The 24,435-nt window shown below is 38.7% G+C and carries 20 protein-coding genes; 7 read left to right on the forward strand and 13 right to left on the reverse strand.

The genetic code is table 11. From position 1 onward, the window contains the following. Window positions 1–59: 59 nt before the first annotated feature. Window positions 60–470 (reverse strand): DUF4174 domain-containing protein, encoded by a 411-nt coding sequence (locus FHS59_RS03290; protein ID WP_184492997.1) that lies wholly within the window; start codon window positions 468–470, stop codon window positions 60–62. 123 nt (window positions 471–593) lie between these two features. Between FHS59_RS03290 and FHS59_RS03295 the strand changes: the two genes are divergently transcribed. Both FHS59_RS03295 and FHS59_RS03300 read left to right on the forward strand, forming a co-directional pair. Then, window positions 594–1,727 (forward strand): hypothetical protein, encoded by a 1,134-nt coding sequence (locus tag FHS59_RS03295; protein WP_184492999.1) that lies wholly within the window; start codon window positions 594–596, stop codon window positions 1,725–1,727. Window positions 1,728–1,739: 12 nt separating this feature from the next. After that, the gene (locus FHS59_RS03300) at window positions 1,740–2,747 is read left to right on the forward strand and encodes a phosphotriesterase family protein (protein ID WP_184493001.1); all 1,008 of its coding nucleotides are present in this window, start codon (window positions 1,740–1,742) and stop codon (window positions 2,745–2,747) included. A 10-nt stretch (window positions 2,748–2,757) separates the two neighbouring features. Here FHS59_RS03300 and FHS59_RS03305 read toward each other — a convergent pair whose 3' ends face one another. The 3 genes from FHS59_RS03305 to FHS59_RS03315 form a co-directional block, all read right to left on the reverse strand. Next, complete coding sequence (locus tag FHS59_RS03305; protein WP_184493003.1) at window positions 2,758–3,360, reverse strand: hypothetical protein; 603 nt, start codon at window positions 3,358–3,360, stop codon at window positions 2,758–2,760. A gap of 80 nt (window positions 3,361–3,440) precedes the next feature. Then, complete coding sequence (locus tag FHS59_RS03310; protein ID WP_184493005.1) at window positions 3,441–5,162, reverse strand: M28 family peptidase; 1,722 nt, start codon at window positions 5,160–5,162, stop codon at window positions 3,441–3,443. A 50-nt stretch (window positions 5,163–5,212) separates the two neighbouring features. Beyond that, window positions 5,213–5,821, reverse strand: a complete 609-nt coding sequence (locus FHS59_RS03315; protein WP_184493007.1) for a hypothetical protein — start codon at window positions 5,819–5,821, stop codon at window positions 5,213–5,215. A 308-nt stretch (window positions 5,822–6,129) separates the two neighbouring features. On the opposite strand from FHS59_RS03315, the gene guaA reads away from it, so the two are divergent. From guaA to hemL, 3 genes are all read left to right on the forward strand, one after another. Continuing rightward, window positions 6,130–7,659 carry a glutamine-hydrolyzing GMP synthase gene (guaA, locus tag FHS59_RS03320; protein WP_184493009.1) on the forward strand — a complete coding sequence of 510 codons (1,530 nt, stop codon included), beginning with the start codon at window positions 6,130–6,132 and terminating at the stop codon, window positions 7,657–7,659. A gap of 159 nt (window positions 7,660–7,818) precedes the next feature. Then, window positions 7,819–9,471, forward strand: a complete 1,653-nt coding sequence (locus FHS59_RS03325; protein ID WP_184493011.1) for an ABC transporter substrate-binding protein — start codon at window positions 7,819–7,821, stop codon at window positions 9,469–9,471. A gap of 3 nt (window positions 9,472–9,474) precedes the next feature. After that, the gene (gene hemL / locus FHS59_RS03330) at window positions 9,475–10,767 is read left to right on the forward strand and encodes a glutamate-1-semialdehyde 2,1-aminomutase (protein ID WP_184493013.1); all 1,293 of its coding nucleotides are present in this window, start codon (window positions 9,475–9,477) and stop codon (window positions 10,765–10,767) included. A 201-nt stretch (window positions 10,768–10,968) separates the two neighbouring features. On the opposite strand, the gene FHS59_RS03335 is transcribed toward hemL, so the two are convergent. Then, window positions 10,969–12,051, reverse strand: coding sequence for a DUF3667 domain-containing protein (locus tag FHS59_RS03335; RefSeq protein WP_184493015.1), 1,083 nt, complete (start codon window positions 12,049–12,051; stop codon window positions 10,969–10,971). Window positions 12,052–12,144: 93 nt separating this feature from the next. Here FHS59_RS03335 and FHS59_RS03340 point away from each other — a divergent pair, with 93 nt between their 5' ends. Further along, entirely contained in the window at window positions 12,145–12,498 is a 354-nt protein-coding gene (locus FHS59_RS03340; protein ID WP_184493017.1) for a Spx/MgsR family RNA polymerase-binding regulatory protein, read from the forward strand. A 65-nt stretch (window positions 12,499–12,563) separates the two neighbouring features. Here the strand turns inward: FHS59_RS03340 and FHS59_RS03345 are convergent, their stop codons facing one another. The 5 genes from FHS59_RS03345 to FHS59_RS03365 all read right to left on the reverse strand — a co-directional run bounded on the left by FHS59_RS03345 (window position 12,564) and on the right by FHS59_RS03365 (window position 20,131). Continuing rightward, window positions 12,564–13,946, reverse strand: a complete 1,383-nt coding sequence (locus tag FHS59_RS03345) for a c-type cytochrome domain-containing protein (protein ID WP_184493019.1) — start codon at window positions 13,944–13,946, stop codon at window positions 12,564–12,566. Then, a complete protein-coding gene (locus FHS59_RS03350; protein ID WP_221444435.1) occupies window positions 13,939–14,814 on the reverse strand; it encodes a sugar phosphate isomerase/epimerase family protein in 876 nt (291 codons plus the stop codon). Before FHS59_RS03350 ends, FHS59_RS03345 begins: the two co-directional genes overlap by 8 nt. Before the next feature lie 2 nt (window positions 14,815–14,816). Then, window positions 14,817–16,325 carry a DUF1501 domain-containing protein gene (locus tag FHS59_RS03355; protein WP_184493021.1) on the reverse strand — a complete coding sequence of 503 codons (1,509 nt, stop codon included), beginning with the start codon at window positions 16,323–16,325 and terminating at the stop codon, window positions 14,817–14,819. A 1-nt stretch (window position 16,326) separates the two neighbouring features. After that, complete coding sequence (locus FHS59_RS03360; protein ID WP_184493023.1) at window positions 16,327–19,065, reverse strand: DUF1553 domain-containing protein; 2,739 nt, start codon at window positions 19,063–19,065, stop codon at window positions 16,327–16,329. 118 nt (window positions 19,066–19,183) lie between these two features. After that, a complete protein-coding gene (locus tag FHS59_RS03365; RefSeq protein ID WP_184493025.1) occupies window positions 19,184–20,131 on the reverse strand; it encodes an NAD-dependent epimerase/dehydratase family protein in 948 nt (315 codons plus the stop codon). A 154-nt stretch (window positions 20,132–20,285) separates the two neighbouring features. Here FHS59_RS03365 and kbl point away from each other — a divergent pair, with 154 nt between their 5' ends. Beyond that, window positions 20,286–21,482, forward strand: a complete 1,197-nt coding sequence (kbl, locus tag FHS59_RS03370) for a glycine C-acetyltransferase (protein ID WP_184493027.1) — start codon at window positions 20,286–20,288, stop codon at window positions 21,480–21,482. Window positions 21,483–21,600: 118 nt separating this feature from the next. Here the strand turns inward: kbl and FHS59_RS03375 are convergent, their stop codons facing one another. The 3 genes from FHS59_RS03375 to folP all read right to left on the reverse strand — a co-directional run bounded on the left by FHS59_RS03375 (window position 21,601) and on the right by folP (window position 24,429). Further along, window positions 21,601–22,323 carry a DUF5715 family protein gene (locus FHS59_RS03375; RefSeq protein WP_184493029.1) on the reverse strand — a complete coding sequence of 241 codons (723 nt, stop codon included), beginning with the start codon at window positions 22,321–22,323 and terminating at the stop codon, window positions 21,601–21,603. A 352-nt stretch (window positions 22,324–22,675) separates the two neighbouring features. After that, on the reverse strand, window positions 22,676–23,551 hold the full coding sequence (cdaA, locus tag FHS59_RS03380; RefSeq protein ID WP_184493031.1) for a diadenylate cyclase CdaA: 876 nt from the start codon (window positions 23,549–23,551) through the stop codon (window positions 22,676–22,678). Continuing rightward, window positions 23,548–24,429, reverse strand: a complete 882-nt coding sequence (gene folP, locus FHS59_RS03385) for a dihydropteroate synthase (RefSeq protein WP_184493033.1) — start codon at window positions 24,427–24,429, stop codon at window positions 23,548–23,550. Before folP ends, cdaA begins: the two co-directional genes overlap by 4 nt. Between the last annotated feature and the right edge of the window lie 6 nt (window positions 24,430–24,435).

Raw genomic sequence — 24,435 nt, forward strand, 5'->3', positions numbered from 1 at the left:
TTTTTTATGCTTTTTTCAAATTCAAATTAAAAATGAAATAGGGAGGCAGATCCGGATATTTATTTATTGTCATCATCTTTTTTCTTTCGGATTTCAGATTGTCTCATCGGCATTTGGTCTATTAATCTGAAAAGTTGATCAGTAGACAAAAATTCATTTTTACGAAGCTTTACACCTCCATCCAGACCGATGAGTATTATTTCAAATTCGGAGCTATTGCGCAAATCTTTTTTGAGACTGGAATTCAGGTTTTCCCAAGGAGCATCTTGTTCAAATCCTTTTTGAAAGGAACCTGGAGTGAATTTGAATACTACTATGCGTCTTTCTTCCAGCCCTTTTAAGTGATCTTCTAGTTCCTGAATCTGAGTTTTAAAAAGTTGATTTTGTGGATTAGTTGTTTGGATCAGTACTAGTCGATTTTTCCATTGATAAGAAGACAGAGATTGGGAATAGACGGAAAGGGAATTCAAAATTAAAATTGTAAAGATGAATAGTTTCTTAAGGCACATAATGGCCTAACCTTTCAAATGCAATAAAGTTTGAGATTTTTAGTTTTCATTCTCACTACCTATCTTATTAGGAAATTAAGATCGATGAAAAACTTTTTACTGCTTTGCCTTATTCCAGTGCTTTTTGCCTGCAACGAAAAGACCCAAGAAACACCTTCAGAATCCTATATACCCGAGCTGGTAATAAAAGATAGTTTGGTGATAGATAATCTCACACAGTTAACCTTGATCGATGTGAAGGAAGATAATTCGGAGTATCTGTTTTATGATTTTAAAACCAAAGAGTTTTTAAGAGTTGATAGCTCAGGAGATATATTACTAAGAGCAAATAGAACGGGAGATGGAAAAGATAATTACAAGTCATCTTATTTTTATACGGCCAATTATTCAGGAAATGATGAAATTATGCTGACTACTAATTCAGAATATTTTAGGTATGATCTCAATTTCAATTTGAAAGAAAGTCAACCTATGGAGTTTGTTTTGTTAACCAGGAGATCAGGTGAAAATAGAGCTGCTCAATCCTATGGAAGTTATTTGTATACATTTTCTGTGGAACTACAGGACATGGACAAAGTTTATAATTCAGGAATTTTTAATATTTCCTATCCCTTATTGACAATAAGGGATTTAGCTACTTTAAAACGCATAAGTGCAGATTCACTTCCCAAAGAAAGCCAACCTGCAATTCATAATGGGATGTTTCTTAGTTTCGATCCAATTGTTCAATTTAGAAAGGATGAAATGTTTGTTCTTTTCCCATATTCCCCAGAAATATATGTTTATAATTTCCCCGAATTAAAATTGAAGTCTACATGGGAATTGAATCCTTCTAAGGAGTATAAGCAAACTTTACCAACAAATTCTACACAAAATTTTGATGGTTTCTTCAAAGACCTGGCAGGTTCTCAATACACCGGGTTAGCGTTTTCTAATGATTACTTAGTGACCATGTTCCAAGGGGCGGTTCCACAGGAGGAGGTAGATGCATTGCCGAGAAATGTCGTTGGGGATAAGCGTTATATGGCATTGGAAGAAAAGTATAAAAGCGAAATGTATTACCAAGTATTCAAAGGAGAGGAAAAAATCTGGGAAGGAACCTGGGACGTAAATCTAAGTTCAGTTCGCGATGTGCTTTATTCCAATGCAAAGCCTGGAGAAGATCCTGATGCCGTAGAAAAGGATGTTCAGACTTTTTACTTTTATGAATTGAGATAAGTAAATTCAAGCATGCGAAGTCGTTATTATTTCTTATTGCTGATTGCGATATTTTCTTTTTCATGCTCTAAACCAGCAAATGAAGAAAAGGCCGGTTTCAACTCGGTTACCGGACCCATCTCATTAGATTCCCTAGGTCTTACTCTAGTCCATGAACATATGCTGGTGGATTTTATAGGAGCGGACTCGGTATCTCCAGATCGTTATAGTCGGGAGGAAGTAATTACCAAGGTTTTACCCTATTTGCTCGAGGTGAAGAAGTATGGCGTAAAAACTATTTTTGATTGTACTCCGAGTTTCTTGACGAAGGATCCTGAGTTGCTTAAAGAACTTAGTGAAAAATCAGGGATCCAACTAATCACGAATACTGGGTTTTATGGGGCAGTAGGAGGGAAATATTTACCTGATTTTGTCTTCCAAGAAAATGCTTCCCAATTGGCCGAAAGATGGATGGATGAGTTTGAAAAGGGGATTGAAAATACTGGGATCAAACCGGGATTTATCAAGATTTCCGTCAATGAAGAGGATCCTTTGCTGGAAGTGGATGCAAAACTGGTTAGAGCTGCAGGCATAACCAATGAAAACACAGGGTTATTGATTTATTCTCACACTGGTACCTGGAATACTGCCAAACAAGAAGTCGAAATCCTGCAAAAGATGGGAGTTGATCCATCGGCATTCGTTTGGGTTCATGCACAAGCAGAACAGGATTTTCAAAATTACCTTATAGCTGCTCAACTTGGAGTTTGGATCAGTCTAGATGGTATAGGTTGGAGTATCGATGAATATGTAGACCGCTTACTTTTCGCCAAGGAAAATGGGATTTTGGGAAATGTTCTGATTTCCCATGATGCAGGTTGGTACGATCCTGCCAAACCCGATGGGGGAGATTTTCAGCCATTCACCAACATTTTCGAAAAGTTGATGCCTGAATTGAACGCAAAGGGATTTGATGAAGCGGATTGGGATCTTCTTTTAAAAGAAAATCCAAAGCGGGCTTTTGGAGAAAATAAAAAATAGGAAAGAGAGCTTACTTTAATTTGAATCCGATTCTGTAAGTAGCCATCAGGTACCACGGCCAATAACCGTTAAAAGATGACATGCTAACCAATGCAGAATTTCTACGGTTTTCATTTTTGCTTTTCCAATCGAAAATTACTTGCTGGGTGTAGCCTAATCTTGCAAATTTATTTATACTATAAAGGTACTCATAGTAGTTTCCAAAATCGTCATATCGAAGCACAGCCCCCTCTGTGCTATTCTCGCTTCCTATTTGAAAAGAAGGTCCTATGGCCAAAGAAATTCTAAAGTCATTTTTTGTTTTTAGGACATCGTATTTGAAAGTAACATTGGTAAAAAGCCCTGATGAATTATCCTGTCCAAATTTTGGGTCATCATAATTATCAAATGATTTAATAGATTGATAATAGGTTAATGATGGGTTCAGGGAAGTTTTTTTGCCTAAGGCAAAACTCAGTTCATTGCTTAAATTAATTCCAAAAAGCCCAATATTCCCATCTATTGCGGGACCAATTCCCACATTATATATGAGATTTTTATTCTCTTGTGAAAACCCGGTTGTTTGTAGGGAAAAAGTTAAAAGGGCAAATAGGGGAAGAAAAAATCTGTTCATTGGTTTAGTTTTTAAATTGAGGCAAACCTAGTAAAAAAAAGTTAGTTAAAATTAAATTTTAATTTTCTTTAATTAATAATTTAAAGGGTTAAGATTAAGCTTTGATAAACGCCTTCCAATTTCTCTTTTGCACCAAAAATGATAGATTCTAATTTTTGATTTGGCTTGGGAGAAAGATCACTAATTGAGTCCAGTGAATTCATGTACCAATCTTTCCAAGTCGTGAGAATTAACTTTTGTTCCGCTGCATCTTCACCATTTTCGATCGCTTTTTTACTTAAAATCGCCTCAACCTGCAGCCTTTGATTTGCTTTGGCAAGAAGCAATTGGGCTAGTTTTTCACCTGTTTTGATATCTCCATTCAGCAAAGAATAGGCTGAAGCCAAAGCCGCAGTTCCGACATTGACCATGGTTTTTTGAGAGACTTTGTCTATACGATCGTTATCTGTATGATAAAACTGATCGGTAAAGTGCCAAAGCAATAATCCCGGAATATCAGCCCGTAAAAATGGAGTGTGATCCGAACCTCCTTCGAAAGGATTGGTTTTTACTATCCAGTCAGCATATTCTCCCTGCGCCTCGAAATTGGTCAGGATAATATCATTTAAATAATGCGGTTTCATGTCTTCAACAGTCAGAGGACGGCCACCCCACTCACTATGTTTATCATTTCCTCTTGTCCAGATCGCACTTGGATCAGGCATTTTTTCGATCAGGAAAGTTCCTCCGGTGACATCGGTATTTTCACCCACCATATCCAAAGAGATTCCCCAATTGATTTCCGGTTCTCTTTTTTCTTCCTCTTCAATATACCTTCTGGTAGAAATGATTTCATCTCCCCAAAGGAAAGTCAAAGTTCGCTTCAGATCGAGCTTGCCTTGTTTCATCAGATCAGCTGTTATTTTAGCCATTTCCAATTGCGTACCCACGCCTGTTGCATTGTCATTTGCTCCTGGCTCTTGAATGTGTGCAGAAAAGACCAGACTTTCCAAGGGAAGTTCGGAACCTTTGACATTGGCCACCACTGTTAATTCTTCAGACTCATAGATTCGGGTCTGAATCTTCACATTCACCATTACAGGCCCTTCTGATAAGGCAGCCATTAACTTTTCTTTGGCTTCATAGGAAAGAGCTACTGCCCAAGTAGGATTTTCTGCATCGTATCTTAAGCCTCGGAATTGAATGGATGTGGTATTCTTTTCTGGTTGGAGGTATTCCGGCATATCATAAGTGAAAATCCCTGAAGCCCCTTTTTCTTTGACAGCAGATTGGAATGCCCGGTAACCACCTTCTCCGGCAAAAATGATTTTCCCTTTCACATCAAGGCCTTCCAAAGCTTCTTTGTCCTTCACATAAATGATCTCAGCAGTGACTCCTTCTTCTGGAGTGGAAGAAGAATATTGATACATCAAATGGCGATTGCTGCTAAAGTCCAGCAGCTTTTCCTCATGACCGATTAGTTGAACAGATCCATCGACAGGCTCCCAAGTGGGTCTATCCATTTTTCTTTTCTCAATTCTGTATGTCAATCTATCTGCGCTGGTTGCATTTTCTTCCAAGACATATCCTGCATTTTCTAGTTTGGAAGCTATCAGCTCTACCGTATTATTAAATCCGGTATTCCCTGCCACTCTCCAATATTTCTCGACAAAGGCCACGGTTTCATAAGCCAGATCTCCCTTAAATTCAGGCCTTACTAAATTGAAATAAGGCTCGCTAATTTTTTGGACATTGGCTTTTTGAGCAAATGAGTTGAAGGCAAAAAGCAGTAAAATTAATGAGAGAAAGAAAGGGGATTTCATGCGAATAATTGAATAGAAAGGCTTTATTGGCGCAAGATAGAATTTTAGTTTTATTTCTTTCCGACTTTAAATTTCAATTTGTAAGTGGCATTAAGGTACCAAGGCATGGCATTATTAGCTCCAAATGCTGAAATGCTGACAGCATTCTTTCGGTTTGGATTTTTAGAATTCCATTCAGCTTCTAATTCCAGCATTAAACCTATGCGGTGATATTTATTTACAAAATAAACGTATTCGGGGATTTCAGTCCCATAAGACATTCCTCTGAGAAAGGATTCTCCTCCTAGCTGTAGGGAAGGTCCTGCTGAAAATGCTAAATTAAATCCAGAAGGACGCTGGATGATGTCATATTTTAAAGAAGGTGTAATGAAAAAGCCTGAGGACTGTTCATTGTTCTTTCCGTTTGAAAAAGTTGGTAATGATTTTTCTTCAGTACTCCCTAATGATTGGTAGAATAAAACTCCTGCATTAAATGAGGTTCTTTTGCCAAGTCTTACATTGAGTTCATTGGAGAAGTTGAGCCCATACAGGTGGTTCATGCCGTCGAAAGATGATCCGACCCCAATTCCATATTGTAGCTTGGGTTTTTCCTGTGAAAATGAGATTTGAGGAATCAAATAACAAAAGGCAAGCAATAGAAGTAGTCGTTGGAATTTCATGTTTTATAGAGTTTAAAAGTTGAATTACCGAATTACTACTAATCTTTTTAAATACTAAATTCTTTTTAGTTTGATTAACTAAAAGATTGTTAAATCAAAAAGTACCAGAGATTCTGGAATTGTTTTAACCGGGAGGAACCACCTTTTAATCTTTCAACCTTTCAACTTTACAACCTTCAACTCAAAATCTTCCAATATTATAACCTTCCAATTGACTTTGCTTCGACTCCTCTCAGGATTACCAAACATTATTCTGTAAAATTTCGCAGAACATTTCCTCAATTTATCTGACCTGCTTACCTTTGCGCATGGCAGAACAAATCTTGATCCTTGATTTCGGTTCTCAGTACACACAACTCATCGCCCGAAGAGTTAGAGAGCTGAATGTTTATTGTGAAATCCACCCCTATAATAAAGTTCCAGAAATCACTTCCGATATCAAAGGAGTGATCCTTTCGGGTTCCCCTTGCTCTGTAAGAGATGCGGGATCTCCTGACTTGGATTTGGATGTTTTAAGAGGAAAATTACCTCTATTAGGAGTTTGCTACGGCTCCCAGCTTTTGGCACAAAAATATGGAGGAGAAGTTCTTCCTTCTGAAATCAGAGAATATGGACGTGCTAATTTGAGCCATATCGATACGCATTACGATCTGCTCAAAGAAATGAGCCATGGATCTCAGGTTTGGATGTCTCATGGAGATACCATCAAAGAGCTTCCGGATAATTTTGAGGTGATCGCAAGTACTTCTTCCGTACGTGTAGCGGCATTCAAGGTAAAAGAAGAAGAAACTTACGGGATTCAGTTTCACCCGGAAGTAACCCATTCTTCAGAAGGAAAAAATCTCTTGAGAAATTTCGTGGTTGGAATTTGCGGATGTGCACAGGATTGGACTTCAGATGTATTCATTGATGCAACTATCGCGGATTTGAAAGCTAAAATCGGTTCTGATAAAGTGGTCATGGGACTTTCTGGCGGAGTTGATTCCTCTGTTGCTGCCACCTTGATCCATCGAGCGATTGGTGATCAACTGACTTGCGTTTTCGTAGACAATGGATTGCTTCGTAAAAATGAGTTCGAAGAAGTTTTGGATTCTTACAAGCACATGGGATTAAACGTGATCGGTGTGGATGCCAAGGATCGTTTTTATAAAGCTTTGGAAGGTTTAACTGATCCGGAAGCAAAGAGAAAAGCAATCGGAAGAGTCTTTATTGAAGTTTTTGACGATGAAGCGCATAAAATTGAAGGAGTAAAATGGCTAGGTCAAGGAACCATCTATCCAGATGTGATTGAGTCTGTGTCTGTTAAAGGTCCTTCTGCAACCATAAAATCTCACCACAATGTGGGAGGATTACCCGATTTTATGAAACTTTCTGTGGTGGAGCCTTTGAATACGCTTTTCAAAGATGAGGTTCGTGAAGTAGGAAGAGCTTTGGAAATTGTGGAAACCATTATTGGTAGACATCCATTCCCAGGTCCAGGTCTTGGAATCAGGATTTTGGGTGATATCACTGCTGAGAAAGTCAAAACTCTACAGGAAGTGGATTACATCTTTATCCAGGGATTGAAAGATCATGGTCTTTATGATCAGGTTTGGCAAGCAGGAGCGATGTTGTTGCCAATTCAGTCTGTAGGCGTGATGGGAGACGAAAGAACCTATGAAAAAGTGGTTGCATTGAGAGCTGTTGGTTCGGTAGACGGAATGACTGCAGATTGGATCCATCTTCCATATGAGTTTCTTGGAAAGATTTCTAACGAGATTATCAATAGAGTGAAAGGTGTCAACCGAGTAGTGTATGATATTTCTTCCAAGCCACCAGCAACAATTGAGTGGGAATAAGAAATTTGAGATTTAAAATTTCAATTTAGAAATAGTGAAACCCGGAGCTTTGACTTCGGGTTTTTTACTTTAAAAGCCTTTTCGGCTCGAACTTTGGGTTTGAAAATATTGGGTTAAATTTGCAGACCCTGTTTTGATGTTTGATTCACCTTCAGCTACATGAGAAAATATTCATTATTTCTATTCGCTTTTTTTCTGATCACGTTCACTTTTGCCCAGAATATCCCTGCGGACTATCAAAAAGCCCAAACATTTCTTGATTCAAAGAATTATTGGGAGGCAATGCCATTGTTCAGAGAATTTCTGGATTCAGACAAGTATGGGAATCTATCCAATTATGCTGCTTTTCACCTTGGAGAGGCAGCTTTGGGAGCGAATCAACCAGATCAGGCAATTGCCGCTTTGAAGCAAGTTTCAGGGAAAGTCTGGACCAAATCCGATGAGTCAAAATACATGCTGGCTTTGGCCTATTTTCAAAACCAGCAAAACGTGGAAGCGCTGCGAACGATCAAGGGGATTAAAAAAGAGGATGTCAAAGTGTTAGCTGAGAACGCCACTTTTGAAAACCTCAAAAAGACCAGTGCAAGTTTTATGGTTGCCAATCTTCAGGAGTTCAAAGAAAACAAAGGATTTTCCGCAGCTTTGAAGGCGGTTTTAGAATCTCAAACAATTCTTTCTGCGACTGAAAGAGCAGCATTTTATGAGCTCCAAGGAAATGCAGGAGGAGAAGTAAATCAGGTGAAGGATTTGATTCTAGATGTGGTTGTGATTTTACCTTTTACAAACAATCCGAACGCTTCTATCAATTCAATTGATCAGTCAAGCTTTGTCTTTGAATTGTATCAAGGAATTGATTTTGCAGTCAAAAGATTGAAAGAAGAAGGAAAGCAGGTGACCTTGCATAGTTTTGATTCGAAGCATGATCTAGACCGGGTGAGAGAATTGTTAAATGATCCTGTCATTGCCAAAGCTGATGTGATCATTGGCCCGATTTATCAGGATGAAGTAGATATTGTCAGTGCATTTTCCGAGACAGCTAAAATTCCTTTGATTCATCCTTTATCAAACCTAGGAGAGCGATTCGAAAATACCGGCTTTAGTTATTTGTTTAGACCTTCTGTAGCCTCTTTATCCAATGGTGTAGTGAAGTCCTTGCAAAAGCAAAACTGGGGAAGGAAAGTGGCGATTGGTTATAGTGGTAGTTCCAGAGATGAGCGTTTAGCGATGTTGTTGAATGATCAGCTTGCGTCAGCAGGTTTTTCAGTGGTTGAATCTAAGCAGGTGAATTCAAGAAATGTGATTGATTTTCTTCAAAGACAAGGAGTTCGATCAGGAATGGATAGCACCGAACTAGGAGTAGATCAGATCATTTTGTTGACAGATGATCCTTCTATCGCGCAGCCTACTTTTGGCTTGATGGAATCGGTGACAGCTTCCGTTCCGTTTTTGGTGATGGACTCTTGGTTAGGGTTTAATTTCGCCAATTACGAGATGTTGGCATTCCCAAATTTCCATTTCATTTCAAATAATACTCCGAATTTTCAAGCGGACGAAATGCAGCAGTTTAAAGACAACTTCTTTACCAAAAACTTGGCCTATCCAAGCTTAAATGCAACTGTTGGAAGAGAGTTGATTTATTGGATTTCCAATAATATGGGCCCAAGTAAAGGGTTTGATTTTCGTAAAAACCTGAATCAAGCGGCATTCCAAAAAGGTAAAGTTACTTGGGGATTTAATTTTCAAAACAGCAATAACAACCAGTACGTTCCTGTCTTCAAAATGGAAGCAGGAGAATTGAAACCATTACAGTAATTCATGCAAATTTCAGAAAGCAAAAGGCTATTTGCCCATGCCCAAAATTTTATCCCAGGTGGAGTTAATTCTCCAGTTAGAGCCTTTCGAGCAGTAGGAGGGGAACCTCTTTTTATCAAAAAAGCAGAAGGTGCATTTTTGATTGATGAGGACGGGAATAAATTCATCGAAATGATCAATAGCTGGGGTCCAATGATTCTCGGTCATAATCATCCGATGATCAAAGAAGCGGTAGTTCAGGCAATGGAAGATGGGACATCTTTTGGAGCACCTACGGCGAAGGAAGTGGAGATCGCTGAGCTGATCGTCAGCATGGTTCCTTCTGTAGAAAAAGTGAGAATGGTGAATTCAGGAACCGAAGCAACTATGTCGGCAATTCGCGTTGCCAGAGGGTATACAGGTCGTGATAAGTTCATCAAAATGGAAGGACATTATCATGGACATGGAGATTCATTTTTGATTGCTGCAGGTTCTGGGGCAATGACTATGGGGAATCCTGATTCCCCAGGAGTGACAAAGGGAACAGCGAAAGACACACTTTTGGCACCGTACAATGATCTGGATGCAATCGAGAAATTGGTCGCTGCAAATAAGGGAGAAATTGCTGCTTTGATTTTGGAGCCAGTTCCAGGGAATATGGGGCTTTGCTTGCCTAAGCAAGGTTATCTGCAGGGACTTCGTGAGATCTGTACCCGTGAAGGGATTGTCTTGATTTTTGATGAAGTGATGACTGGCTTCAGACTTGCAAAAGGTGGTGCTCAGGAACTATTTGGGGTAACTCCAGATATGACAACACTTGGTAAAATTATCGGTGGAGGAATGCCTGTTGGAGCCTATGGTGGGAAAAAAGAAATCATGGAGTTTGTTTCACCTGCAGGGCCTGTGTATCAAGCAGGAACATTATCAGGAAATCCTATTGCAATGGCAGCTGGGTTGGCGATGCTAAATCATCTAAATACTCATCCCGAAGAATATGCAAGATTAAACCATGTGGGAGAGTTGATTTCTGATGGGATCATGGCTATCAATAAAAAACTAGGTCACAACTTTACTGTCAATAGACTTGGTAGCATGTATTCAATGTTTTTCACAGACAATGAAGTCTATGACTTTGAATCTGCGAAGCATTCTGATACTGGAAAATTTGGTAAGTATTTCCAGGCAATGCTACACAGGGGAGTGTATTTGGCTCCATCACAGTTTGAGAGTTTGTTTTTATCTACAGCACTTACTGATGAATTGATATCCAAGATTCTTCAGGCTCATGAGGAAAGTATGATCGAAATCTTCAATTAATTCAAAACCGGCTTTTCTGCCGGTTTTTTTATTTTCAGCCCAAAAAACAAAGAAAACCCCCGAAAAATACCCAATCCTAGGTATTTACTATGATAGATTGAAGACCTAGTTTTGTAATAGTAATTCACATTGAGAATGTGATCGCTGAAACTATTTTTTAGTCTATTTTTCGGGAACCTGTTTTTGACAGGTTTTCTTTTTTTAAAAGGTTATTAAAGAAAGATACAATTCTATAAAAAGGGCAAATGTGATTGCGGTAAGGTAAAAAAGGCCCAAGACCCAGAATTTGATCAATGTTTTAAACCAGCCTTGTTTCATGACATTTAGCATGGATAGATAGGTGTAAATTGATACACCAACAAAGGCGATTAAGGTGACAATAGAAACGAATAATTGGGCCTTTACAATCCATAAAATAGCCAGCCCATAGATAACATAAGCAAAGGCATGTAAATGAAGCCCATGAATCAAGTGCTCAACATAGAATTTTTTGCTGCGGATATTGAGAAACCAAAGGAGAAAGGCGAAAAATGGCAGCAATAAAAACATCATAAAAGGCAGGTTTTGAGCAGCACTAGTAATAAACAAACCTGAGTTGGCTACGAATTTCCTTTTTTGATGGGATTCCAGACCAAATGAAGCATCAAATGATGTTTTTGATAAAGCAATATTAAATGCTGAATCAGATACCTCAGGATTTATCGATAATGTTCTGAGTTCTTTCCAGTCATTTCTGCTTTTCTCAACGGTATCCTTCACAAATTTATCCAGCTCACTCAGACCTTTGGTATTCATTTGCATTGAGTCCAGATTGATCCCAAGTTCTTTTATTTCATCCAGTTGTCCTGATTTTTTTAATGAGTCAAATGTTTCGGCAGCTTCGGTATTAAACCGAACCATACCTTCACTATTTTTTTCGATTTGTTCAGGCGTGAGTTCTCCGGTCATGATTTTATCCACCAAGTCAACTGGAATCACCAGAGCAATGATGAAGAAATAGAAAAGCGAAGTCATCAAATACAATCGAATAGGATGGATGTATTTTCGTCTTTTCCCTTCGTTAAAAGTATTTGTCAATTTCCCTGGACGGAGAAAAAATGGAGGTAATGTTTGGAAAAAAACGGTCTCAAAATTCAGGTAGTTTGAAATAAAATCTTCAACAAACCTAAAAATCGATACTTTTTGATCCTTGTTTTCTTGGCCGCAATTGGGGCAGAAATTAACGTCTTGTCCAAGTTCAGTCCCGCAGTTGAGACAGGAATTTAATTTTCTTGAATTTTTCAAAGGCTGGAAATTTGAAGAAAATTAGCCAATCCTTTTCAAAATAAAAGTCCGCTTTCCTCATAAGTCTTAAATTTGCTTGAAAACAAAGAACAAATGAAATTAAAAGTATACGGAATCAAGAATTGCAATACGATGAAAAAAACCTTCGATTTCCTGACGGAAAAAGGAGTTGCGTATGATTTTATTGATTACAAAAAGCAAAAGCCTGATGCAGCGCTTTTGAATGGATTTTTGAAGAAAACCGACCTCGAATCATTGGTAAATAAGAAGGGGACGACTTATAGAAAAATGGATGAGGGGCAGAAGACTTTATTAGAAAAGGAAAGTACTGCAGTCTCTATTTTGGCAGAAAACTCTAGCATGATCAAACGTCCTGTAATCATTTATCCTGATGGAAGTTTAACTTTGGGTTTTGACCCTGAAGCGATCGAGAAACATTTGAAATAATAGTTTGAAAGAAGATATCCGTAAAAAATCTGTTCTCAGATCATCATAAAATGATCTGAGAACTTTTAATAAACAATGGTGTCTGTCGGCAAAGCTGGCAATTGATAGTTACCTGTTTCCAGAATAAATTTAAATTTTTCGGAGACTTCCTTTTCTGCCAAAGGAGTATCAAAAGCAAATACTTTTTCTAATAAGGGATGTTCTTTCAGGGCCTGAATGGAAGATAAATCCACTTTTGTTTCATTCAGATAGAGATGTTTCAGATTTTTGTTTTCATTCAAAACCTGAAGATTGTCCCCTGAAATACCGGTCTGATTTAATTTCAGGACAGTCAGGTTGGGTAAAGTATTCAGACTATCCAAAATAGCATCAGTGACTTGCGTTCCAGTCATATCCAGGTAAGCGATTTGATTTTTGACTGCTCCTAACTTACTCCAGTCTTGATCTGAGAAACTCTGGAAATTCACGCAGGAAATCATCAACCAATTTGAAGTCTCAGAAACTTTCTCTGCAAAGAAACCTTCGGCTTTTAAGTTAGAAAGCGATTCTTCTGTTGCCGGATCAACTGCTAATTCAGGATAAAATGGCTTTTCAACACGATGGAAAAAAGGCTCTAAAGTTTCTGTGTCAATATTGGATTCTCCCAGCTTAGCACTTTTTGTAGCACCTAAATCTATCCAGGCACGGATCAGTTCAATGGCTTCTTTTTCAGGCTGTCTTTTCTCTTCAGGAGGCATGTGATCCTCATCTTCTTTTGGCAGGACCAGTCGTGAATAGAGAGCACTTTCTTTTGCATTACCTGCAGTCAGAATGCTTCCATCTTCACCGCCTTCCAGCATTTTGTCAAATGAAGTCAAGTCAAGTTCGCCTTTCAGGTTTTTAGGATTATGGCAGCTTTTGCAATTCTGATTTAAAATGGGTTGTACTACTTCGTCGTAATATGCGAGCTCCTCCCAACCTTGTTCGGGTAAAACAAGGCCTTTTTCGGGCTCTATTTCATATCCGATGAGCGATTGCATTTCTGGAGGCAAGACCTCAATTAGGTATTCTTCTCCATGTGTAATATTTCCTCCCAAATGCCCTGTAAATAACATCAACCCAAATAGACCTGCAGCTTTTAACTTTAAGTTTTTGGGGTTGGAATTTGCCTTGTTGACTTCATAGAAAAGCCAAAAAGAGGCGATTGCAGTAGCCCATCCAAAGAAGAAGTGAAACTGCACAGTTTCCCAAGTAAATCCTTCGTATTGGTATTGTAGAAAACCTGAAATCGAAGAAATGACTGCGAAAATACCTCCCAGCAAAAAGGCAAGCCTAATGGAATCCAGGTGTTTGGAAGTACCTTTCTCAGAAAGGAAAACCAAGATGATCCCAAAGGCAAGAATGCCAATAGGAAGATGGACAAGGATCGGATGAAACCTTCCAAAAAGCGGCAAAATAAACTCAATCATTCTGGAATCTTTCTTTAATCGCTTTCATGATGAAAACATTAGCTTCCCACTGATCGGCGATAGGTTTATTTGTGAATGGAATGGTTGGTAAATACGGTGGAGGCCCAAACTCTGTCGTGATAGTAAAGACATCCTCTTCGGAATTTCTGATGATTTCTTCCCAAATATCAAGATGTGCTACCAGTTCATTTTTCCATTCTGGAGCTGCCGGATTGTTTACTTGGGGGCCTTCCGCAAATCCAACTCTGGCATGAATATGCTGAACTGATGGAAGGATCTTTTGAAGGTTTGGATCATCTTTTTTTAGTAATCGCTCGTGGACGACCATCCAATGACTGACGTCGAGTGTGTATTTTAATTCAGGAAATCTGGCTAGCATAGAAAAAGCGGATGGCAAAGTATTTGAAAATCTTCCTCTATGAGTTTCATGGATTACCGGTATACCTGATTCTTTCGAAAGCCGATCTGCGATTTTGATGAATTCCAGGTTTTCATCCTCTGACCAAAAATCATTTCCTGTATGATTGTTAACCTTGACAGGTGACCATGATAAAACTTCTTTTAGGCCAGTTTCATAGCTTTCTAATGCTTCTTCAAAAGGTAAACCACGGTTGGTTCCATGTAGGAAGATTACTTTTAGATCATACTTTTTAAGTCCCGATTTTAGATTTGCTTTGGCTTCATCCGAGCCGGGCATCCAAACTTCAATCCCATCGTACCCATCTTCTTTCACCTTTTTTAAAAACTCATCCAGAGGTAGTTGATTTCCCCAATCAGTTTGGAAAAACTGCAATTGCTTTTGTGCCAAAATTGTGAAAGGCAGCATGAAGAGGCCTAGGAGAATAAGCGGCTTTAATATTGATCGCATGATTAAGCTAAAATTTTCCTTATTAATTCTCCTTCGACATCCGTCAATCTGAATGGCCTTCCCTGAAATTCATAAGTGAATTGTTCGTGGTCAAAGCCCATCAGGTGTAAAATGGTCGCGTGAATGTCATGAACAGAAACTTGTTCGCCAATTCCTGAAAATCCAAAGTCATCAGTCAATCCATAACTTGCTCCTTTTTTTATTCCACCGCCTGCCATCCACATCGTAAATGCGTCGCCATGATGATCTCTTCCCAAAAAGCTTTGGGTTTTTCCTTCTCTGTTTTCCTGCATCGGAGTTCTGCCAAACTCTCCACCCCAAACTACCAATGTGTCTTCCAGCAATCCTCTTTGTTTTAGGTCAAGTAAAAGGGCAGACATCGGCCGGTCTATTTCTCGACATTTATTTCTTAATCCCATATCGATGGATCCATCGTGATCGGTACCATGAGTATCCCATCCCCAATCATACAATTGGACGAATCGAACTCCTTTTTCCACTAATTTCCTTGCAAGTAAACAGTTGTTGGCAAAAGATTCTGATCCAGGTTTGGTCCCGTAGAGGTCATGGATATACTTAGGTTCATCATTGATATTCATGACTTCAGGCACTTCTATCTGCATGCGATAGGCCATTTCGTATTGGTTGATTCTTGCTAGGATTTCCGGATCTCCGTATTGATCAAACTCACTTTTATTGACTGTGTTGATCGCTGAAATCAGGTTTTTCTTCATGTCTCTGGACATTCCGTCTGGATCCTGAAGATAAAGCACTGGATCTCCTTTGGAGCGACATTGTACACCTTGGTAAACCGATGGAAGGAAACCGCTTCCCCAGACACTTTTTCCTGCATCAGGAGTCTTTCCTCCAGAAGTTAAAACGACAAATCCTGGTAGGTTTTGATTCTCTGTTCCTAACCCATAGGTTACCCAACTTCCCAAACTAGGTCTTCCAAGTCTTGGACTTCCTGTTTGCATAAATAACTGTGCTGGGCCGTGGTTGAATTGGTCCGTGTGAACTGCTTTCAGAAAAGCCACTTCATCCACAACTTTCGAAAAATGAGGTAGGAAATCAGAAACCCAAGCTCCTGATTCTCCATGCTGCTCAAATTTGGCCTGAGGTCCCAGTAAATTTGGGACACCTCTGATAAAGGCAAATTTCCTCCCCTCCAGCAAAGATTCAGGGCAAGGCTGATTATGATATTTCGCCAACTCAGGTTTGAAATCAAATAGCTCCAATTGGGATGGGGCACCAGCCATATGGAGATATATGATCGATTTTGCTTTTCCTGTAAATGGAGGAGGCAAAGGGGCCAGTGGATTTAAATCCCGTTGGCTTAAATTAAGTCCTGAAGAGGCTTTTGATGAAGAACCGGTATCGCAGCCAAACATCAAAGGAGCCAAAGCAAGGCCTCCCATTTTACTAACACAATCCATAAGGAAATGTCGTCTGGTTTGCCTTTCCAGCTTTTGCTGAGTTAGCTCATTGATCAACTTTTCTACTTGTTTCATACTATGGTTTGGTTAGAAATTCATCCAAATTCAATAAGGCGTTTGCCACTACAGTCATGGCTGCAAGCTCAGGGCTTGTGTTGACATCCTCAATTTTAAAAAATGAATTCATGGCCGTGCTGTCATTTTTAAACTCGCTGTATGAACTCTGGTATAAACCAGTCAAAGCTTCCAGTTTGCTGTCTGAAATCGGAGTCAACATCAATTTTTGATATCCAAAAGAAATTGCTTGGGAAGGTTCTTTACTCTTCTCAGCCATTATTTTGCCCAAATGGGCTGCTGCTTCAATGAAAACTGGATCATTGAGGGTTACCAAGGCCTGAAGAGGTGTATTAGTTACAATTCTTCTACTCAGACAAACTTCCCGACTCCCCGCATCAAATGTGATGAATGAAGGGTATGGACTGGTCCGTTTAATAAAGGTATACAAACCTCTTCTGTGTCTGTCTTCTCCCTCAGATTCAGTCCATGATTCTCCATTATAGACCGTTTGCCAGATACCTTCTGGTTGAGCAGGTTTCACACTTGGCCCAAACATTTTATCTGATAACAATTCCGAAACTGCCAATGCCTGATCTCTGATCTGCTCAGCACTTAGCCTCACTCTAGGTCCTCTTGCATACCATTTGTTTTGCGGGTCTTGGCTGTATAATTCAGGTGTTACAACAGAGCTTTGCTTGTAAGTTTTGGAAGTTACGATCTGTCTGATCAATTGTTTGATGCTCCAATCATATGTGTTCATGGTTTCCCAAGACAAATAATCCAAAAGCTCAGGATGGGAGGGAGGATCTGATTGTGTTCCCATATCCTCCAAAGTACTTACCAAACCTCTTCCAAAAAGCTGACCCCAAACTCTATTTACCAATGTACGGGCTGTCAGAGGGTTTTCTTTATCGGTCAACCAATATGCAAAGCCTAATCGATTTCTTGGCCATTCTGGTTTCCAAGGATTTAATTCACTTGGTACATCTGGAGAAACCTTGTCACCCAAAACCAGCCAGTTTCCTCTTTCGAAAACCCTCGTTTCCCTTTTCATGTAATCAGGGTTTTCTATAAGGATTGGAAGCTTTGTCCCATTGAATTTCAGTATGCTTTCCCATGAATTCTGAACTGCTTGGAATTCAGGTTTTTCTTTTCCTGGAAGTGTAGGTACGAAAGCAAACCAAATGATTTTAGAAGTATTTTGCTGGGGCTTGGCATTCGGGCTGATGACAGAAATATAAAGGTCATTTTTGCCATGTATTTCTTTAAATGGAAATGCATGAATTTCATCACCTTTGGTCTTATTGATTGTAAAACGGGAAAGAATTTCACCTTCAGGCCCATCTTTCTGGATAGTAATCTGACTTCCATCAATTCCCGTCCCGTAGTTCATCAGCATCTGATCCGAACCCTGGGTATCTATATTTCTTAAATAGGCAGATCCTCCTGGCCACATACCCAGCCATTTAGTATCGATCAATTCGGCTTTATCAAAATCCTCCGCAATGTGAGCTTCATATTTAGGTTCAAAAAAAGTCAGAAAATCCTTTCTCTTTTTAGCAGCATCAGTGCCTTTATTTTCTTTAACCCAGTTAATAATAGAATGGAGTTTTATCTCATCTGAAACGGAGTAGAACCTTAGTTTAGGCTCTTCGTCATGCGTATCCTCATCTCTGGTGTTATTAAAGAATGCTGCGGATTCATAAAATTCTTCATGACGGATTGGATCGTAAGGATGGCTATGACATTGTACACAAGCCATCGTGGTACTTTGCCAAACTTCATAAGTGGTGTTAAGCCTATCCAAAACAGCCGAAACTCTAAATTCTTCATCTTGAGTTCCTCCCTCATCATTATTCATAGTGTTTCGATGAAAAGCCGTTGCGGTTAATTGCTCTTGGGTAGGATCAGGAAGTAAGTCCCCTGCCAATTGCTCAATGGTGAAGTCGTCAAAGGGTTTGTCTTTATTAAATGAATTGATGACATAATCCCTGAATGGCCAAAGGGTTCTTGAAACATCGCGTTCGTATCCCTTTGTATCAGCATATCTTGCTAAATCTAGCCACCAACTTGCCCAGTTTTCTCCATATGTTGGTTGAGAAAGTAAGTAATCAACCGCTTGATCGTAACTGATTTTTCCTTCCTTATACACTTGAACCAGTGAGTCTGAAGGTGGTAGACCGGTAATATCCAGAGTGACTCTTCTCAACAGTTTGAGAGGATTTTCTTCTTCTGAAAAATTTAAATTTTGAGTTTCTAAAGTGTTTCCAACAAAAACATCTATGGGGTTAATTTCTTCATTGGTCGATTCTGATGAGATTCCAGCTTCAAGTTTTTTCCCTTCTAATGATGGCTTTTGGATTGGTTCATAAGCCCAGTGTTTCCCCCAATTTGCTCCTTGACGAATCCATGTTTTCAAAAGATCAATTTCCTCCTCTGAAAGCGGCGCTTTTTCGTACGGCATCCGTAACTCTGGATCAGAATCTGTGAGTCTTTTGATCATTTCACTGTTTTCAGGATCTCCAGGAATGATTGCAGGATGCCCAGATTCAGTGATTGCAAGAGCCTCTTCTTTAAAGAGTACGCTAAAACCTCCGCTTTTTTTCACTCCTCCATGACAGGAGATACAGTGTTTGTTTAGAATAGGCTTGATCTGACTACTGTAATCTACCTCCTGTTCATTACCAAAAAGGAAAAAACCTAATACTGCCAAGAGAATGGCAGTGCTTGTTAGTATGATTATTCGGTTTACTGACATGGGTTTAAAGCTGAATTGAAAAGTAGGGATTTTCAGATTATATCAAAAGTCAATTCTGATATTAGGGCAAATAGTCTAAAAAAACCTAGAATTTTGTATTCTAGGTTTGATTTTTTTCTTAAAAGGAAAAATTCGGAAGGTTTTCCAGAATGTCTTTGGTCATTTTATCCAAATCATAATCTGGTTTCCAACCCCAGTCTTTTTGAGCACAAGTGTCATCGATGCTATCAGGCCAAGAATCTGCAATTGCTTGTCTGAAGTCAGGTTTGTATTCAATTTCGAAGGAAGGATAATGCTTCAAAATACTTTGATAAATATCTTTTGGAGCAAAGCTGATTGCAGAAAGATTATAGCTTGATCTGATTTTAACAGATTCACTCGGAGCATGCATCAAATCCAAAGTAGCTTTGATGGCATCTGGCATATACATCATTGGCAAATAACTGTCTTCTCTTAGGAAGCAAGAGAATTTCTCGCCAGCAATAGCTTTATGGTATATGTCCACTGCATAATCTGTGGTTCCGCCACCTGGAAGTGATTTATATCCAATTAGACCTGGATATCGAAGACTCCTTACATCTACATTGAATTTCTGGAAATAATACTCACACCATCTTTCTCCGGCTTGCTTTGAAATCCCATAAACGGTGTTGGGTTCTTTTACACAATATTGAGGAGTATTTACTTTTGGAGTGTTTGGGCCAAAAACAGCAATTGAAGACGGCCAGTAAACTTTGTCCAGTTTAAATTCTTTTGCCATTTCCAGGACGAACAAAAGGCTGTTCATATTTAGGTCCCAGGCAAAAAGCGGGTTTTTCTCACCTGTAGCAGATAAAACTGCTGCCAAATGATAAATCTGTTTTACATTTTCTCTTTTGATAAGATCTTTTGCAGCATCTTGATTCATGATATCAAGAACTTCAAATCGACAATAATCAAATTTAGAACGGGCAGCTTCATTTAAATCTGTGGCAATAACTTGCTCACCACCATACATTTCGCTTAGAGATCGTGTCAATTCTGAGCCAAGCTGACCAGCAGCGCCGATTACAAGGATTTTTTCCATGTTGTATTCTTTCAAAAATGCACCCAAAGCCGCGCTTTAGGTTTTTGTTTATATTTGGGAATGCGATGGCAAAAGTAAGAAAAATCTAAAGTTTTGCAGGATTTTTTGATTGCCGGCAACTGATAATAATTGAACAATTTATTCTAACAAGTATATGTACGATCGATTAAAACCCAAATTGGTAGAAGAGTTAAAAGGAATTGAAGAAGCTGGACTCTTTAAAAAGGAAAGAATCATCACTTCTCCTCAATCTGCCGAAATCACAATTGCTGGTGGTAAGTCAGTTTTAAATTTTTGTGCTAACAATTACCTAGGTCTTTCTTCACATCCAAAAGTGATTGAAGCAGCTAAAGCCACCATTGATACACATGGTTTTGGAATGTCTTCTGTGCGATTTATTTGCGGTACACAGGATATTCATAAGGAATTGGAAAAAAAGATTTCCGAGTTTCTGGGAACGGAAGATACCATCCTTTACGCAGCAGCTTTTGATGCAAATGGAGGCGTTTTTGAACCGATTTTGGGCCCGGAAGATGCAATTATTTCAGATGCATTAAATCACGCTTCTATTATCGATGGGGTAAGACTTTGCAAAGCAATGAGATTTAGATATCAGCATAATGATATGGCTGACCTAGAAGCACAATTGAAAGATGCTGATGCAAAGGGAGCTAAACAAAAGATTATCGTGACGGATGGAGTTTTCTCCATGGATGGCACGATCGCCCAACTGGATAAAATCGTTGAGCTAGCAGAGAAATATGAAGCATTAGTGATGTCTGACGAATGTCACTCCACCGGATTTATGGGTAAAACCGGAAGAGGTGTTCACGAGCATTGTGGTGTCATGGGTAAAATTGATATCATTACAGGAACGCTTGGAAAAGCTTTAGGTGGGGCTTCAGGAGGATTTACTTCTGGAAGAAAAGAAATTATTGAGCTTTTGCGCCAGCGATCAAGACCGTATTTATTCTCTAATACCTTGGCGCCTTCTATCACCGGAGCATCCATTGCTGTATTTGATCTTTTGACCGGTACCACTGAGTTGAGAGATAAATTGGAAGAAAACACTGTTTACTTCCGTGAGAAAATGACTGCTGCAGGATTTGATATCAAGCCGGGAACACATCCTATCGTTCCAGTGATGCTATATGATGCGGTTTTATCCCAAAAAATGGCCGAGAAATTATTGGAAAAAGGCATTTATGTGATAGGTTTTTATTATCCTGTTGTTCCAAAAGGCCAAGCTAGAATCAGAGTTCAAATCTCTGCTGGACACGAAAGAGCTCATTTGGATCAAGCTATTCAGGCATTTACCGAAGTTGGCAAAGAGTTGGGAGTGATTAAATAAAGTGAGCATTGCCTATTTGAAAAAGTAGAGTAGGTTGTCAATATTTGTAAATAAAAAGTCGGGTTTCAATTATTGAAACCCGACTTTTTTTGAAGGCAATTCCAATCCATGTGATGGATTATCTAACTGTTACATGATAGCAACTTTGCTTTCTTTCTTTGATAAATACGATTTTGTCAGACTTTTCAAATTCTTTGAGAATGGTCTCTATCTTCTTTTGAAGAGGTCTGCTAAAGCGTTTTTTGCCATTTAAGCGGATGTAAGAAATATCAAATGAAACGCCATAAGAACGAGAACTTGTTCCTCCTGTGGCATTCTTATTTCTTCTTCTTAGACTCTTTTGCTGTTCTGGGGTACGCGTTACTGATGTAATCGTGAAAAAGCTTTCATCATCAGTTAAAGCTTGAAAAGCCAAACCAAGTTCTTCAAGAATAACCTTGGAATAAGGTGTAATGTAAGGATGGCTATGGGTCAATTTCATGATTTCATAACCCTTTCCCTTATCTACCAACACTAGTTTTTCATCTTCAATCAGCTTTTTGAAATGATCTTCAGACTCAATTAATCCAAAACCATTGTGTTCGGCAGCATATAAATGCTTGTCATATTCTTTTGTAATTAAACCTTCTGGAATCGGAGGAACCACTCTTATTTCAGGTGTTTCCACTTCTATTGGTTCTAAAGCTTCTAATTTTTCTTTGGGTTCAGGGGAATTAGTAAGCGCCGTGTACGTTTCTTTTAATTGTTCTTTCAGTTCTGGGATATAAGCTTGAGCAGCATACGCGCCCACTGAAAAAAGGATGAAAAATGAGATAAGTTGGATGAGTGAAGGTTTCCTCATGGGTGAAATCGTACTTGGTTTTTTTATCCAGATGTTAATTTAGGTAGCTGCAAAGCAAATATTAATCCATCTAGCCAAATGAAACTAATTAATTTAGGGTGATTTCTAATTGGCATTTGCCGCTTGGGATTAAGAAAAGACAACTTGATTTTAAAATATAATAATTCCCAGAAGAAATTTTTCTGGTGGCATATTGAATTTATAAGAGGTTTCGGAAATCAGGAAAGCTCTCTTTGGTAAACGAAGAAATCCTTTCTGGAATATTTTCAAGATAATTTTTTTGTGTTTAAATCTTGATAAATAATTATGGATGGATAACAATAAAAAAGGCAAGTATTCAACTTGCCTTCCTTTATGATTTGCTTGTCATAGCTAGTTTTCGTCTCTTCTTTAATTCGTATTCATCAATGTCTTCAAATCGAGCATCTACATCCTCGCTATTTAAATAATCATTGATCGTTTCACGAACTTCCTGAAATGACATGTTATGGAGAATCTTGCCATTTTTCGCCATAGAGAGTTGACCGGTTTCTTCTGAAACTATTAAAATCAATGTGTCAGTAGCTTCTGACATCCCGATACCTGCTCTGTGTCTCAAGCCAAATTGTGCGGGAACTTCTCTTTCGGTAACAGGAAGAATACATCTGGCTGCTTTTATTTTACCATTGTAAATAATTACTGCTCCATCGTGAAGTGGGCTGTATTTATTGAAGATGGAAATCAAAAGTCTTTTGGAAAGTTCGGCGTCAAGAATATCTCCACTTTCAGCATAAAATTTAAGCTCAGTACTTTTTGAGATAACCATCAATGCTCCTGTATTGCTACCTGCCAAAGTCTTGGATGCATCTATGATCGGACTGATATTGAAAATCGAGTTTTCTCTTTTTCTCCAAAAGAAAAGAAGATCCTTCCACATATTATCATCGGATAAAAATGAAGAACGGCCGATAAGTAGCAAGAACTTTCTGATCTCGGGTGCAAAAATAATGATGGCGGCAATCACACCAACACCCATAAACTGACCTAATATTGCTGAAAGGAGCTCCATTCGAAGCGCTCTTACCAAAAGGTAAATCAGATAAATCGAAAGAAATCCAAGAAATATCTTTATCGCAACACTTCCCTTCAGCAATTTATAAATTTGATATAATAGCGCAGCTACCAACGCAATATCAATCATATTGACGATGGAAATGTCTAAAAATCCTATTTTAAATAGTAGGGTCAAGGGTAAATTGTGTGATATAGTTTAAGTGTTTCTTTAGCTTCTTTTACGTCATGTACTCTTAGGATGTTTGCGCCCTGACAAAGGGCAAACATGTTTAATGCTGTAGTTCCATTCAAAGCATCATTAGCATCGTTTTGGAGAGTTTTGTAAATCATTGATTTACGGGAAACACCGACTAAAACGGGTGATGATAAACATTGGAACTGGCTTAAATTTTTCAGCAAAAAATAATTTTGTTCAATCGATTTTGCAAATCCAAAGCCAGGATCAATTATTGCATCTTTGATGCCAAACTTTTTGAATTGATCCAGTTTTTCAGCGAAATAATTCAATATTTCTGCTAAAATATCAGAATAATTTGTTAGTTCTTGCATATTTTTCGGATTTCCCTTCATATGCATTGCGATATACGGCGTTTTTAACTCACCTACAGCCGGTATCATTTCTGGATCAAGGTCTCCTGACGAAATATCATTTACTATATGAGCACCAGATTGGACTGCTTTTTCTGCCACTTTTGCCCGGAAGGTATCAATAGAAATTAATACTTCCGGATGATTCTCGGCGATCCATTCAATGACTGGAACAACTCTTCTGATTTCTTCTTCTTCCGAAACTTCTGAAGCCCCAGGTCTTGAGCTATAACCTCCGATATCCAATATATCTGCTCCTTCAGCAACTAATTTATTTACCTTGGCAGAGAAATCAGTAGAGTTAAAATCAGTCCGGCTTTTTTGAAAAAAAGAATCAGGTGTTACATTTAAAATACCCATAATCTTTGGACTGTTCCAAACATGGAGCCGTCCGTTGATTTGAAATGTATATTTTTGGGGAAATAATCTATCTTCGAAAGAAGAATATCCCTGAACCGGAAACATTAAACT

Origin of the sequence: Algoriphagus iocasae, from assembly GCF_014206875.1 — a bacterium.
Taxonomy (GTDB): Bacteria; Bacteroidota; Bacteroidia; order Cytophagales; family Cyclobacteriaceae; genus Algoriphagus; species Algoriphagus iocasae.